Source organism: Rhodopseudomonas rhenobacensis, from assembly GCF_014203125.1.
In the GTDB taxonomy this organism is placed as follows: domain Bacteria; phylum Pseudomonadota; class Alphaproteobacteria; order Rhizobiales; family Xanthobacteraceae; genus Rhodopseudomonas_A; species Rhodopseudomonas_A rhenobacensis.
In genome coordinates this window covers 36,825-50,419 of record NZ_JACHIH010000017.1, presented here as the reverse complement: position 1 = coordinate 50,419, position 13,595 = coordinate 36,825, and the positions used below count along the sequence as shown (strand labels likewise).

The 13,595-nt window shown below is 63.7% G+C and carries 12 protein-coding genes; 4 read left to right on the top strand and 8 right to left on the bottom strand.

All coding sequences use genetic code 11. The annotated features are described in order from the left end of the window. The first annotated feature begins 2 nt into the window (after nucleotides 1-2). Nucleotides 3-2,687 carry an efflux RND transporter permease subunit gene (locus tag HNR60_RS14055; RefSeq protein ID WP_283810646.1) on the top strand — a complete coding sequence of 895 codons (2,685 nt, stop codon included), beginning with the start codon at nucleotides 3-5 and terminating at the stop codon, nucleotides 2,685-2,687. A gap of 133 nt (nucleotides 2,688-2,820) precedes the next feature. On the opposite strand, the gene HNR60_RS14050 is transcribed toward HNR60_RS14055, so the two are convergent. The 3 genes from HNR60_RS14050 to HNR60_RS14040 all read right to left on the bottom strand — a co-directional run bounded on the left by HNR60_RS14050 (nucleotide 2,821) and on the right by HNR60_RS14040 (nucleotide 4,034). Then, nucleotides 2,821-2,976, bottom strand: a complete 156-nt coding sequence (locus tag HNR60_RS14050; RefSeq protein ID WP_184258478.1) for a hypothetical protein — start codon at nucleotides 2,974-2,976, stop codon at nucleotides 2,821-2,823. Then, a complete protein-coding gene (locus HNR60_RS24480; protein WP_184258476.1) occupies nucleotides 2,924-3,127 on the bottom strand; it encodes an SDR family NAD(P)-dependent oxidoreductase in 204 nt (67 codons plus the stop codon). The genes HNR60_RS14050 and HNR60_RS24480 overlap by 53 nt, the downstream gene beginning before the upstream one ends. A gap of 124 nt (nucleotides 3,128-3,251) precedes the next feature. After that, entirely contained in the window at nucleotides 3,252-4,034 is a 783-nt protein-coding gene (locus tag HNR60_RS14040) for an enoyl-CoA hydratase-related protein (protein WP_184258474.1), read from the bottom strand. Between the two features lie 431 nt (nucleotides 4,035-4,465). Here HNR60_RS14040 and HNR60_RS14035 point away from each other — a divergent pair, with 431 nt between their 5' ends. After that, complete coding sequence (locus HNR60_RS14035; protein WP_184258472.1) at nucleotides 4,466-5,269, top strand: TetR/AcrR family transcriptional regulator; 804 nt, start codon at nucleotides 4,466-4,468, stop codon at nucleotides 5,267-5,269. 25 nt (nucleotides 5,270-5,294) lie between these two features. On the opposite strand, the gene HNR60_RS14030 is transcribed toward HNR60_RS14035, so the two are convergent. From HNR60_RS14030 to HNR60_RS24165, 3 genes are all read right to left on the bottom strand, one after another. Then, on the bottom strand, nucleotides 5,295-6,062 hold the full coding sequence (locus tag HNR60_RS14030; RefSeq protein WP_184258470.1) for an enoyl-CoA hydratase/isomerase family protein: 768 nt from the start codon (nucleotides 6,060-6,062) through the stop codon (nucleotides 5,295-5,297). A 45-nt stretch (nucleotides 6,063-6,107) separates the two neighbouring features. Then, on the bottom strand, nucleotides 6,108-7,337 hold the full coding sequence (locus HNR60_RS14025) for a thiolase family protein (protein ID WP_184258468.1): 1,230 nt from the start codon (nucleotides 7,335-7,337) through the stop codon (nucleotides 6,108-6,110). 99 nt (nucleotides 7,338-7,436) lie between these two features. Further along, nucleotides 7,437-7,787: a hypothetical protein gene (locus HNR60_RS24165; protein WP_246432955.1), complete on the bottom strand. Its 351-nt coding sequence runs from the start codon at nucleotides 7,785-7,787 to the stop codon at nucleotides 7,437-7,439. On the opposite strand from HNR60_RS24165, the gene HNR60_RS14020 reads away from it, so the two are divergent. Further along, nucleotides 7,671-8,381 (top strand): SDR family NAD(P)-dependent oxidoreductase, encoded by a 711-nt coding sequence (locus tag HNR60_RS14020; protein ID WP_246432951.1) that lies wholly within the window; start codon nucleotides 7,671-7,673, stop codon nucleotides 8,379-8,381. The two genes, HNR60_RS24165 and HNR60_RS14020, sit on opposite strands and share 117 nt — an antisense overlap. 317 nt (nucleotides 8,382-8,698) lie before the next feature. On the opposite strand, the gene HNR60_RS14015 is transcribed toward HNR60_RS14020, so the two are convergent. After that, nucleotides 8,699-10,264 carry a class I adenylate-forming enzyme family protein gene (locus HNR60_RS14015; protein ID WP_184258464.1) on the bottom strand — a complete coding sequence of 522 codons (1,566 nt, stop codon included), beginning with the start codon at nucleotides 10,262-10,264 and terminating at the stop codon, nucleotides 8,699-8,701. A 119-nt stretch (nucleotides 10,265-10,383) separates the two neighbouring features. Then, on the bottom strand, nucleotides 10,384-12,180 hold the full coding sequence (locus tag HNR60_RS14010) for a thiamine pyrophosphate-binding protein (protein ID WP_184258462.1): 1,797 nt from the start codon (nucleotides 12,178-12,180) through the stop codon (nucleotides 10,384-10,386). Nucleotides 12,181-12,468: 288 nt separating this feature from the next. Here HNR60_RS14010 and HNR60_RS14005 point away from each other — a divergent pair, with 288 nt between their 5' ends. Continuing rightward, nucleotides 12,469-13,422: a LuxR C-terminal-related transcriptional regulator gene (locus tag HNR60_RS14005; protein ID WP_184258460.1), complete on the top strand. Its 954-nt coding sequence runs from the start codon at nucleotides 12,469-12,471 to the stop codon at nucleotides 13,420-13,422. Nucleotides 13,423-13,595 lie beyond the last annotated feature (173 nt).

Below are 13,595 nucleotides of genomic sequence, written 5' to 3'. Positions count from 1 at the left end.
GCATGTCTCAGTTCTTCATCGACCGGCCGGTGTTCGCCTGGGTGATCGCGATCTTCATCGCGCTGCTGGGCGCGATCGCGATGGCGCAGCTTCCGGTGTCGCGGTTTCCGACCATTGCGCCGCCCAGCGTGAGCATCTACGCGACCTATACCGGGGCGACGCCGCAGACCATCAACGACAGCGTCGTCACGCTGATCGAAAGGGAGCTGTCGAGCGTCAAGAACCTCCTGTATTTCGAGTCGACCGTCGACAGCTCCGGAACGGCCAGCATCACCGCGACGTTCAAGCCCGGCACCGATTCCGACCTCGCCCAGGTCGACGTGCAGAACCGTCTGAAGGCGATCGAACCGCGGCTGCCCGAGGCGGTCCGGCGCGTCGGCGTCACCGTGGAATCGGCGGCCTCCGATTTCCTGATGATCGTGACGCTGAACGCGCGCAACGGCGCCTACGACGAACTCGCACTCGGCGACTACATGATGCGAAACATCGTGCAGGAGCTGAAGCGGGTCGAGGGCGTCGGCCGCGTGCAGAGCTTCGGCACTGAAACGGCGATGCGGATCTGGGTCGATCCGGCGAAATTGCTGTCCTACTCGCTGTCGCTGGCGCAGATCACCGCCGCGATCCAGACGCAAAATGCCCAGATCGCACCGGGCCGGGTGGGCGCCGAGCCGACGGTGCCCGGCCAGAAGGTCGGCATCCCGCTCACCGTGCAGGGGCAGTTGCAGACGCCGGAGGAGTTTCGGGCGATCGTGCTGCGCGCCGGAACCGACGGCTCCAGGCTGGTTTTGGGCGACGTCGCCCGCGTCGAGTTGGGCGCGCAGAGCCTCGGCTTTGCGACGCTCGAAGACGGCAAGCCGGCCACCGCCGCCAGCATCCAGTTGGCGCCGGGCGCCAATGCGGTGCGCACCGCCGCCGCGGTTCACGCGCGGCTTGCCGAACTCGCCGCCGCGATGCCGCAGGGCATCGGCTATGCCGTCGGTTTCGATACGGCGCCGTTCGTGAAGATCTCGATCGAGAAGGTCGCGCATACTCTGCTCGAGGCGATGGCACTGGTGTTTCTGGTGATGCTGCTGTTCCTGCAGAACATCCGCTACACGCTGATCCCGGCCATCGTTGCGCCGATCGCGCTGCTCGGCACCTTCGCGGTGATGTGGATCGCCGGATATTCGATCAACGTGCTGACGATGTTCGGCATGGTGCTGGCGATCGGCATCATCGTCGACGACGCCATCGTGGTGGTCGAGAACGTCGAACGGATCATGGCGGCCGAAGGCCTGCCGCCCAAGCAAGCCACCCAGAAGGCGATGAAGGAGATCACCGGCGCGATCATCGGCATCACCCTGGTGCTGTCGGCGGTGTTCATTCCGATGGGACTGGCGAGCGGCTCGGTCGGCGCGATCTATCGGCAGTTCACGCTGTCGATGGCGGTGTCGATCCTGTTTTCGGCGTTCCTGGCGCTGACGCTGACGCCTGCGCTCTGCGCCACGCTGCTCAGACCGATCGGCGCCGGACATCACGACAAGAAGGGCGTGTTCGGCTGGTTCAACCGGAGTTTCAACCGGATGACCGCGGGCTACGCCGGCTGGATCGCGGCGTTGCTGCGCAGGTCGGGGCGGATGATGGCGCTGTATGCGGTGATCGTTGCGGCGCTCGGCTATTGCTACATGCGGCTGCCGTCGTCGTTCGTGCCGGCGGAGGATCAGGGCAACTTCATGACCAGCTTCACGCTGCCGGCCGATGCCACGGCCGAGCGAACCCTGGCGATCGTCAAGCAATACGATGCCTATGTGGCCGCGCGGCCGGCCGTCGCGGGCAACATATCGATCATCGGCTTTGGTCTCGCCGGCTCCGGGCCGAACGCCGCGATGGCGTTCACCAGCCTGAAGGATTGGAGCGAACGCAATAGCTCCGTCGGCGACGAGGTCGGCGCCGCCACCGCGGCGATGGCCAAAGTCCCGGAGGGCACGGTGATGAGCATGAAGCCGCCGGCGATCGAGGCGCTGGGCACCAGCAGCGGGTTCGCGCTGCGCCTCGAAGACCGCGGCAAGCGCGGCCACGCCGCGTTGATGGCCGCACAGGCCAGACTGCTCGAGCTTGCCGCGCAAAGCCGGCTGGTCAGCGGCGTCTATCCCGAGGGTCTTCCGAACGGGCCGAGCGTCAAGCTGAAGATCGACCGTCCGAAGGCCGAGGCGCTCGGCGTGCCGTTCTCCATGATCGGCGATACGCTGACGGCGGCGATGGGATCGAGCTATGTCAACGACTTTCCGAACGCCGGGCGCCTGCAACAGGTGATCGTGCAGGCGGACGCGCCGAACCGCATGCAGATCGCCGACGTTCTGAAGCTCTCGCTGCGCAACGAAGCCGGCGGCATGGTGTCGTTGTCGGAGGTGGTGGTGCCGCAATGGGGCGAGGAGCCGCTGCAACTCGTGCGTTACAACGGCTATCCCACGGCGCGGATCGCCGGCAACGCCGCGGCGGGCGTCTCCAGCGGCGACGCCATGGCGGAGATGCAACGGCTCGCCGCGAAGCTGCCGGCCGGCTTCATGGTGGAATGGACCGGGCAGTCGCTGCAGGAAAAAGATGTTCGTGCCGGTGTTCTACGTCGTGGTGATGCAGGCCTCGGCTCTGCGGCGGCGGCGCGATCGGGGCGGTTGATGTCCGGTGACCGTCGCGCCTTCGGCCGTTGAGTTAGCTGCGCGCCTGTTGGATGCCGCCTGCCATTCTGACACCTGCGCATTGCAAGCGGGCTTCGTCTCAGAATGCAGAGCGGGGACCAAAACCCCTGTCCCTTCAATACCGGGCGACGCGCCCGACGGTAATTTATTGCCGTTTGGCCTTGGCGCGTAGTTCCGCCACCAGGTCCTCGCCGGGGCCATGGCCATGAACCGCGATCCGCGGATCCTTCTCATAGGGGATCACCACGTCACGGACGAACGCCTCGACGCGTTCCGCGATCGCCTCGGCCCGCTGGCTCATCTTGGTTTCTCCACTCACAAACCGGGCGACGTGCCGCGATCAGGATCTCGGCCCCCGCATTCGCGAAGGTGAGGGCAAAGTGCCGGCCCAAGCCGCTCGATGCGCCGGTCACGAGTGCGCGCTTGCCGGTGAGGTCAAATAAGGAGGTCATAGTTGTTCAGCCCGTCGTCATGTGCCGGTCGAGGTCGGGAGCAGGTTGCGCTGCTAATTACGCCTTCAACGGCGCGCCCAATTCGCCCGCTGCGTCGGCGATCGATCCGACAGGGCCGCGAAAATCAGCGTGCCTGCCAGCGAGGGGGGCGCTTTTGCGCGAACGCGCTGCGCCCCTCGGCGGCGTCCGCCGATGCGAGCAGGCCGGCAATCTCCGGACGATCCCAGATAGTTGCAACCGTCTCCGACAGCGGCCGCGCCGCAGCGTCGCGCGCGACGCGCTTGGTCGCGCGGACGGACAGCGGCGCGCAGCTGATGATCTCCGCCGCCCATCGCTTGGCGCAGTCCAGCACGTTCGCCTCGACGACCTCGGCGACCAGTCCAAGTTCAGCCGCCTGGTGCGCGCTCAGGCGACGGCCGGTCAGCAATATGCTCATCGCGCGCTTCATGCCGATCTCTTGGCACAGCCGCTGGATGCCGCCGGCAAGCGCAGCCAGACCGACCCGCGGCTCGGGCAGCGCGAACGAGGCTTGCGACGAGGCGACGATCAGATCGCAGGCGAGGGCGAGCTCGAAGCCGCCGCCCAACGCGATGCCGTTGACCGCGGCGATCACCGGCTTGTCCAGATCAAAACGAGAGGTCATGCCGCCGCAACCGCTCGGCGGCAGACTTGCCGCACTGGTCGGCAGTTCGGACTTGAGATCCTGGCCGGCGCAGAACGCCTTGTCGCCGTCGCCCGTCACGATCGCCACCCATTGATTGTCGTCGGCGGCGAATGCGTCGAGCGCGGCGGCCATTTCGTCATGCGCCGCGCGGTGCAGGGCATTGCGCGCCTCGGGGCGCCGAATGGTGATGATCGTCAGCGGACCCTCGCGGTCGATCGAGATGAATTGAGGGGCAGTGGGCATTGTTCGGTTCTCGCGAGGAATGTGAGGATGCGATGGTTCGGCGCGGCGCTAAGAGGCGCGCTTGGGCCTGCGGCCTGCCGCTTCGCGGCCGAAACGATCGCGGCTCGGCGGGCGCAAGCGACCTTCGCGGGATCTGGACGGCAAGGCGGCTCGTTCTGTCTGAAGGTGCATGAACAGGCTGGCGTCGGAAGCTAAATTGGATTGACTTGGAAGGCAATTATTTTGATGCTTAGTATATTTTGTGGATGTCGCCGCTGCAGCAAATGTGTCGGCCGGACGACCTATAGTCAGGTCAGCTCGACCATCGCCCATGCCGACCCGGCTCAACTCCCTGAGAACTGCAACGAGCGGCCGGCAATTCGATTGACCGCGGAGTGCTCTGGATTTATCCACAAGACAAATCATCATACGGCACAATCGGTAGGTCACTCATGCCCCGCTGGGAGAACGGCTTTCAGACCATCGAGGAGATTCAGCGGTACAAGCGCTACGCCGTTATTCGCGAAGCGGCGCGGATCATGTCGCGCCGGGGATTTCACCACACCTCGCTGGACGAGGTGGCCAAGGTGCTCGGGATCTCGAAAGGGACGCTGTACAATTACGTCGAGGACAAGCAGGAAATTCTGTTCGAGTGCCATAACATCGCGCTCGACCTCGGAGAGTACGCAGCGCAGGTCGCCAGCGAAGCGGGTGGGCGGGGGATCGACAAGCTGCGGCTCCTGCTGCGGTGCTACATCATCTGGATGTATGGACAGGCCGGTATCGGCGGTATCACCTTCGATGTGAATGCGCTGCGCCCCGATGATCGATCAGCCGTGATCAAACGGCGGGATGCGATGGATGCGAACCTCGTGGCGCTGCTGGAAGAAAGCGCGGCTGACGGAAGCATCCGGAGTTGCGACACGAAGATCGCCGTGTTCGGCATCATGAGCGCGGTCAACGGCATATCGACATGGTTTTCTCCCGACGGGCGGCTGACCATCGACCAGGTCGCCGACCAGCTGCTCGATCTGTTGACCCTCTCGCTGGCGACACGGCCGGAGAAGCTGGCGCCCTATCCGCCGATCCCGGCCTATCCGGCGCCGGAGGCGCCGCTGGGATTTCTCAATCGAAGCTCGCCCGCCGTCGCCCGTCCGGTCAAATCGGTCGAGAAGAGAGCGAAGACGCCCGCACCCCGGAAGAAAGCGGCAGCGTCGCCAAAGCGCAAACTGCGGAGCACTCGGGCAGGGGGGTAGCGGCTCGCGCGTCGCGCCGCGGCGATCAGCGAAACCGCGGCGCGCGCTTCTCGAAGAAAGCTCGTGTTCCCTCGGTGAATTCCTCACTGCCGAGGCATTCGGCAGCCGCCGTCATCTCGGCGTCGAGAAAGTGCGTGAGGCTGCCTTCGGCGTGGCGCATCAGCCATTTGGTCTGGCGGACGGCGCGGGGCGGCAGCGCGGCGAGTTGCTGCGCGAGGAGCAGCGTTTCGCCGTCGAGCGCCTCGTCCGCGTGCAGCGCGTCGCACAAGCCGAGCGCCGCAGCCTGCTCGGCCTTGACCACGCGGTTGTCGAGCAGCAGCTTGCGCGCCTGATGGGCGCCCAGGCGATGGGTGAGAAAATAGCCGATGCCCATGTCGGGGACGAGGCCGATGCGCAGGAACTGGGCGCTGAACGCGGCCGTCCGCGACGCCACCAGATAATCGCAGCACAGCGCAAAGCCGAACCCGCCGCCCGCGCAGGCGCCGCGGACCGAGGCGATCGTCGGCTTGGGACAGAGCGCGAGGACCCGCACCAGCCCGAGCGCCGCGCGATGATATTCGTGAAGCTGCGCCGTGCTCATGCCCTGCAGGAAAGCGATATCGCCGCCCGCCGAGAAATGCGCGCCATCGCCGGTGATGATGATCGCACGCACTTCGGGATCGGCCGTGGCATCAGCCACCGCCGCCTCGAACTCGCGGCGCATCACCCCATCCATCGCATTCATGAGCTGCGGCCTGGCCATGGCGATGCGTTGCACGCCGTCGACGACCCGGTCGGATTTCAATGCGTCCATCAGCCTCTTCCCCGACAGGGCGTTCACACGCCGACTCTTGCCTTGTCACGCCGCCAGGATCGTCACGCAGGCCGCGGCTTCCTCGACGCCGTGGAAGCCGCCGCCATTCTCGGCGATGCCGAACCGCGCTCCCTCGACCTGCCGAAGCCCGGCGGTGCCACGCAGCTGCTGGGTCAGCTCGTAAATCTGTGCGAGGCCGGTCGCCGCGATCGGATGGCCCTTCGATTCCAGCCCGCCCGACGGATTGACCGGGATCCGTCCGCCCAGACTGGTCTCGCCGCGTTCGGCGATCCAGCCGCCCTGGCCAAGCTCGCAGAAGCCGAGATTTTCCGTCTGGATGATCTCGGCGAAGGCCGAGGCGTCGTGGACTTCGGCCACCGACATGTCGTTCGGCCCGACGCCGGCCTGCTGATAGGCCTGGTTCGCCGCGATCCGGCACATGTGACGCTCGAAGTTAGTCCAGTCGCGGTCGCTGCCGCTTGTCAGCACGCAGGATAGCAGACGGATCGGTCTGGCATCCGGGAAGCGGGAAAGCGCTTCCTTGCGGCAGAGGATCACCGCCGACGCGCCGTCACTGATCGGCGCGCACATCGGCAGCGTCAACGGCCACTGAATGCCGCGGGCCTGCAGCACCTCGTCGACGGTGATGTCGTTCTGATATTGCGAGAGCGGGTTCATCGTCGAGTGATGATGGTTCTTCGCCGAGACGGTGGCGATCTGGCGCTGTGTGGTTCCGAACGCCTTCATGTGGCCTCTGGTCAGCGATGCATATAGCTCCATGAAGGGGCTCGGCACCGCGGCGGCGTCCGCGGGGACCTGCACCCCGTCGCCGATGCCCATCAGGCGGGCCATCAGATCGTCGACCTCGGCCACATCCCAGCCGCCTTCGAAGACCTTGTTCGATTTGACCTTGTCGGCGTCGTACATCTTCTCGACGCCGACCGCGATGGCGACATCGCTCATGCCGGCCTTGAGGGCGAACATCGCCTGCTGCAGCGCCGTGGTTCCGCTCGCACACGCATTCTCGACATTGACGATCGGGATGGTTGCAAAGCCGAGCGGACGCAGCGCCACCTGACCGCGAACCAGCAGTTGGCCGTCGATGATGCCCTGGGTCGTGTTGGCATAATAGGCCGCGCCAATATCCGTGAGTGCGGCTCCGGCATCGGCGAGCGCGCCGGTCACGGCTTCGGCGACCAGACTCTTCACCGACCGATCGAGGAATTTGCCGAAGCGCGTCATGCTGACGCCGATTACGTAGATGTCATCTGACATTTTAGCTCTCCCTGCACCGGTCATTGGATGTCGCCCGTCCGAGCGCTCCTGTCGGGATCGCGGACGGGCGCTCGGCTTGATTGACGACGTTTTCAAACATCAGTACTTTAAAGTCAATACAGCGATGACGAAACGCATCGCGAAGCGTTCCGGCCGGCGCGGGAGAGTGGTGAGCACGTCACCGCCTGCGCGCAAAAATCCCCGGCGGCCGGGGCGGATTGTTCCGGGGATGCAGCAGCGGAGACGAAACGCAATATGACGGACATTCTCGATCTCAAGGGGCGGATCGCGCTCATCACAGGCGGCGGTCAGGGCGTCGGGCGACAGACCTGCCTGCATTTTGCGGCCGCCAACGCTGGTGGCGTCGTGGTCAATGATTTCCATCTCGATCGCGCCGAAGCGGTGGCCGAGGAGATTCGGGCGATGGGCGGAAAAGCGCTCGCTGTCCAAGCCGACATCACCGATCTCGCAGCCGTGACCGACATGGTCGCTCGCGCCACCGCGGAATTCGGTCGCATCGACATCCTCGTCAACAACGCCGGCAATGCCGGGCCTGTCGCGGATCCGGCGGATACCAAGCCGTTTTGGGAGACCGGCCCCGAGGACTGGCAGAAGTGGGTCGGCACCAATTTCTTCGGCGTGCTCAATGCCTGCAAGGCGGTGGTCCCGGGAATGATGGAGCGCAAATACGGCCGCATCGTCACCGTGATTTCGGACGCGGGCCGCGTCGGCGAACCGCATCTGGCGGTCTATTCCGGCGCCAAGGCCGCCGCCGCCGGCTTCATGCGTGCGCTCGCCAAGGCGGTCGGTCGCGGCGGGGTCACGGCGAATTGCGTGGCGCTGTCCAGCATCCGCACGCCGGGAATCGCAGGCTATCTGACAAGCGAGGAGGCGGTCACGAAGATGCTGAAGTCCTATGTGATCCGCAGGCTCGGTGAACCCGACGACGCGGCCAACATGATCCTTTTCCTGGGCTCGGACGCGGCAAGCTGGATCACCGGCCAGGTCTACCCAGTCAACGGCGGCTACGCGATCACGCCTTGATCCGGCGGCGATCATCGACGCGACCATTTACTGACGAAATAGCCGGTCGGCCGACCGCGCGCCTCGCGTCCTGTGTTTGGCTGGCGTTTGTGTCGATCAGCTTGGGGGAGCGCACCGCCGCTCCCCCGTGATGGTACTCTCATGGAAGCGGTCGGACGCGGCGTGCTTGGAACGTCCGCGCTCGTTTGACGAGATGACCTTTGAGCTCTCCTTTAAGGATACCAAGGCCGCACCCTTGCAAGACCAGCGGCGTGCGCACGGCTAGAACTTGCAAGGTTGATTTTAAGTGCCAGGCGGTCTTACGGGCCTAGATGCCGTCAAACGATGGACCGCTCTCGCCCCTTCCAAAACTGCTCGCGGACAACACGTCTGAGGACTTTTCCAACCGCGCTTCTCGGGAGTTCGGCCCAAAACTCGACGCTCTTCGGCGCCATGACGCTCCCAGCTCGCTCTTTGCAAAATGCGATAATTTCGGCGCTGTCGGCCTGCGTCCCCGGCTTAAGCTGGACCACGGCCTTGACAGCTTCACCCCATTTTTCATCGGGCACACCAATCACCGCACAGTCCTGAACAGCCTTATGCGCGGAAATGACCTGCTCGACTTCCCCGGGGTAAACGTTGAAGCCGCCGGTAATGATCATCTCCCTCTTGCGATCGACGATATAGAGGAAACCATCTTCGTCGATCTGGCCGATATCGCCCGTATAGACCCAGCCATCGCGCACCGTCTCCCTGGTGGCGGCCTCATTGTTGTAATATTCGCGCATTCGAAAATCACCGCCGATGACGATCTCGCCTCTTTCGCCGCTTGGCACCGGCTGGCCCGACTCGTCCACAATCCGCAGCTTGGTAAGGATGTTCGGACGCCCGCAACTGGCAAGCCTTTGAGGGTTGTGATGGAGTGCATCCCAGTGCTCTGAGGCGGAGAAGAAAGCCCCAATAAGCGGCCCGGCTTCCATCTGTCCGTAACCCTGAACCATTACCGGCCCGAACACACTCAGCGCGTCGCGCACCTTATCGACCGACATGGGCGCAGCCGCATAGAAGAAATACTCCAACGAAGAATAATCGTGCTGCCTGACAGCTGTATCGGACAGCAGCCCATAGATTGCAGTCGGAGGCAGAAACAGATGGGTCACCTTGTAGGTTTCAATCGCCGCCAAGACGTCGGCAGCACGGAATCCCTTCATGAAAATTTGTGTCGCCCCAACCGCAAGCAGGGCCATCCCCAGACCACCAGCGGCGTGTGTCATCGGCGAAATGACAAGATGAACGGGATGATCGCTCTTCGGAGGCATCGCCACGTTCACGCTGATCGTCATGCATTCCCACGTCCGGTTCGAGAACACGACGCCCTTCGGTCGGCCGGTCGTCCCGCCCGAGCCAAAAATCACCACGGCCGCATTGGCATCCTCACGAATTTCAGGCGCGGCTTGAAAGGCTGCCGACGTCCAGGCATCGACCGAAACAGCGTCGGTACTGCCAACGTCGATCCGCACACATAGACGCAGCTTGGGGCAACCGCTCGTCAGCGTCTCCAATTGAGCTGCAAGATCGCCGTGATAGAGCAGGATCTCAACGTCGGTGTTATCAAGATGATGCGCGATATCCTGGATGGAATTTCGTGCGTTGACGGCGACCCAGATTGCACCGGCCCGCGCCACGCCGAGCACGGCTTCGAGCGCTCGTCCGCAATTGGGACTCCAGACAGCGACTTTCGTTTTATCCGGTATCACGCCGGCGGCCAGCAGACCGTTTGCGATTTGGTGCGAGGCCTGCTGGACCTCGGCAAAGGTGCGAGAGCGGCCTGTCTCGTGGTCCAGGGTGCAGATGCGCGCCTTGTCTATCGAAACACCACGATCGAAAAAATCCACCAGTCGCATAGCCCAGATCCTCCCTGTCATTCGCATGGATTACGCTTCGCCCGCCGTTTTGGCTTGACCAAGCGCGTCTTCGCAATTCTGGTCGACCCCATGCTCCCGGAGGGAAGCACGCAGGCCAATCAATCGCCGATTTTCTTGCCGTCGTGGAATCTCGGATAGTGAAACTCGTGGTGTCGTTTGCGCACCGGCTCCTCGACCTCGTCGGCGGGCAGATGCCAGAACATCTCGCGCGCCGTCGCGGTGTCGTACAACGGGTGTCGTGAATGGCGGGTGCTGATCAGATTGATGACGGCGGTCTTGCCGGAGGCGAATGCCCGCTCCAACGCCGCGGCGATATCGGCTGGATCTTCCACATGCTCGACGTAGCATCCCAACGGCGCGTACATCAGGTCATATCGGACATCCTGAGTCAGCCTGAAGCCCTTGTAGGCCTCCGGCCCGAGCACCCGAAAATTCTCGCCGTAGCAATACTGTTCCAGCCCGGCCGCGAGCGCGCTGTCGTTGTAGATCAAATAGACAACGGGAATGTCGTATCGGACGGCGGTTTCGATATCACCGCCGCCGAGGCCGACGCCGGCGTCGCCCATCATCACCAGGACGCGATCGTCCGGTCGCGCCAGCTTGGCGCCGATTGCCATGCCGATGCCGTGTCCGAACGCCGCGGACAGCCCGGCGTCGAGCACCTGCGCGGCTTGCTTGGCGAGGAGGTGCTCGCCGAGGAAGGTCGACGCCGTGAACGAATCGAACACCAGGGTGGTGTTGGCCGTGGTGACATCCGACACCACTTTGGACAGCCACCGCGGATGGATCGGCGCGTCCTGCGATACTTTCAATGCCTCCTCCGCCATCCGCCGGACGAACTCATCCTGCAACGCCTTGGTTCGCGCGGTCCAGGGGTCGCGGTCCGCGTCGACGGCTCCCTGGGTCTCGCTGGCAGCGAGCATCTGCTCCAGTACCATGCCCGGATCGGCGACGATTTCGAGCTTGGTCGGCACCGTCGTCAGCACGTCTTCGGCGCAGCTTTGCAACTGAATGAAATGGGCGTTGGTCTTCCATTCGCCGAAGCTCTCGAGATATCCGACATTGAGGCCCAGCAGCAACACAATATCGGCTTCGCCGACGACCTGCTTTCGCGCGCCGCCGCTGATCGACAACGGGTGATCCTCGGGAATGGCGCCGCGCCCGAGACGGCGAATATTGAACGGGATCTGCAGCCGCTCGACCAAAACTTTGAGCTGCGGCGCCGCGCTCGCCCAATGCACACCCTCGCCAGCCATGATGAGCGGGCGCTTCGCCGTGCGAAGTAACTCAACGGCGCGTTGCGCGTATATCGGATCCGTCGCCGCCCTGGCAGCCGGGCTTTGGAGCCATTGGCCCGGCAGATAGGCGACCTGGCTGGAGGCCTCGACCTGTTCAAAATTGAAGGTGTCAACCGGAAATTCGATGCCGACCGGCCCGTAAGGCGGCGTCATAGCATCCTTGAACGCCTTGCGAATGAAGTGCGAGGCCATCGCCGGGTCGGTCACCCGCACGGTCCACTTGGTAATGCTCCGACAGACCTCCGCGGCGTAAGCCTCTTGAACCGCGCCGCGATGGCTTTCCCGTTCCTTATGCCCGCCGAACAGAAACACCATCGGCGTCCGTGAAACATAAGCCATATGAATGCCGGTGATCATGTTGAGCATGCCGGGACCGCCGGTGGCGAAGCACACGCCGGGCTTCTTCATCAGTCTGGCGTAGCCGTCGGCCGCGTGCACGGCGGCCTGCTCGTGACGGGTCATGATGATCTTGATGCCCGCGCGATAGGAATAGTCGATGATCGATTGGATGTGTCCGCCCAGGATGCCAAACATGACATCAACGCCCTCTTGTTGGAGGGCCTTGACGGCCAATTCTGCGGGCCAGCGTTTGGTCATTGTGATCTCCAGGATGTAAGTGCCGACGACGCAGCGGCATTGGTCAACAAGCTTCAGATCGTGGCCGGCGCTGCGCAATGGCTAGCCGGGGGGAGCGTGCTCCTGCGTGTGCGGGTGGGCATTCGGGTCGGCAATGACGCCAACTGTTAGTGACTAGTGGGCTCTTCCAGCGACGGCGCAAATAGTCTCTGGCATTCGGTATATAACCTTTGATATACTTAGACACCGAGGTATATATCTCAACCAAATCGCCGTTCTGTCAATAGCGGCCAAGCGAGGAGCTTTCGTATGCCCCCCAAGCCCACCAAATCGTCGGCCAAGACCAGGCGCAAACCGGCTGATCGCGGCCCGGCGCGACGAAACAACCAAGAGTCGGGATCGAGCGCGGATAAGATCCTGCCCGCCGCCCTGCGGGCGTTTTTCGACGAGATCGGTTCCAGCCGTCCCATTCACGTGATCCAGCGCGTGCGCTATCCCGACGGCAGGCTGCGCTACACTTATGCCTCGGAAAGCTGGGCCAAGTTATTGGGCGCCGGCGTCGTCGAGCGAATTCTTGCGCAAGCGACCGCCGACCATAGCTTTGTTCATCAGGATGACCGCGGCCGGTTGGTCGCGGCGATTCATTCGTCCGCAGCTCAGCTCACCGTGCTTGATACGCACGTTCGCCTGCTCAATCGGGATGGAGGCATCACCTGGGTGCGGTCATTCGCGCGGCCTCGGAAGCTGGCCGATGGAACCGTGGTCTGGGACGGCATCGCGATAGATATTACCGAGCACTATCTTGCCATGGAGGCGATCGACAGGGCGGTCGACCAAACCCGAAGCAGAGATGACGGCTACGTGCAGGAGTTGCTGGTCACGGCCGAGGGATTGCTGACCAAGCTCGGCGATGTCTATGCGCTTGTCGGCAATACAAAGGCGGCGTCCAACAAGGCGCCGCCGCGATCATTACGGGCGGCTGATGCGCTGAGGGATCTGCAGGCGTTGGAGAGGTCGCTACGCAGGCTGGTCGAGGAAGGACGCGGAGGCGCCAAGGGCGGCGCGGTCCATCCGGTTCACGCCCTCACTGCGCGCCAACGCGAGATCCTGCAGCTCGTGAGTCAGGGTCATGACAACAGGGCGATCGCCGCGCAGCTCGGCATTTCGGAAGGCACGGTCAAACTTCACCTCTCCGCCCTGTTCAAGCGGCTCGGCGTCCGCAACCGCATTCAGGCCGCGCGTTTGATGGGGGCCAGCATATGACGTTTTGCATAGCCGTTGACACGGCGGATCTCCCCATGCTGGTATTTAGCTCAAGGAATATATAAAAAGATATATGGGGGGAGGCCATGGGAATTCCCAGGCGCGTTGTGTTGTCGTCCGCCGCCGTCGCCGCCGGGCATGACGTGCCGTCTTTCGGGCCAGAGGCCTGCACC

Coding starts and splice junctions, on each gene's coding strand:
- HNR60_RS14010 (WP_184258462.1), bottom strand. CDS start 12,180: ATGACCAAACGCTGGCCCGCAGAATTGGCCGTCAAGGCCCTCCAACAA.
- HNR60_RS14025 (WP_184258468.1), bottom strand. CDS start 7,337: ATGTCAGATGACATCTACGTAATCGGCGTCAGCATGACGCGCTTCGGC.
- HNR60_RS14055 (WP_283810646.1), top strand. CDS start 3: ATGTCTCAGTTCTTCATCGACCGGCCGGTGTTCGCCTGGGTGATCGCG.
- HNR60_RS14040 (WP_184258474.1), bottom strand. CDS start 4,034: ATGCCCACTGCCCCTCAATTCATCTCGATCGACCGCGAGGGTCCGCTG.
- HNR60_RS24480 (WP_184258476.1), bottom strand. CDS start 3,127: ATGACCTCCTTATTTGACCTCACCGGCAAGCGCGCACTCGTGACCGGC.
- HNR60_RS14035 (WP_184258472.1), top strand. CDS start 4,466: ATGCCCCGCTGGGAGAACGGCTTTCAGACCATCGAGGAGATTCAGCGG.
- HNR60_RS14030 (WP_184258470.1), bottom strand. CDS start 6,062: ATGGACGCATTGAAATCCGACCGGGTCGTCGACGGCGTGCAACGCATC.
- HNR60_RS14015 (WP_184258464.1), bottom strand. CDS start 10,264: ATGCGACTGGTGGATTTTTTCGATCGTGGTGTTTCGATAGACAAGGCG.
- HNR60_RS14050 (WP_184258478.1), bottom strand. CDS start 2,976: ATGAGCCAGCGGGCCGAGGCGATCGCGGAACGCGTCGAGGCGTTCGTC.
- HNR60_RS14005 (WP_184258460.1), top strand. CDS start 12,469: ATGCCCCCCAAGCCCACCAAATCGTCGGCCAAGACCAGGCGCAAACCG.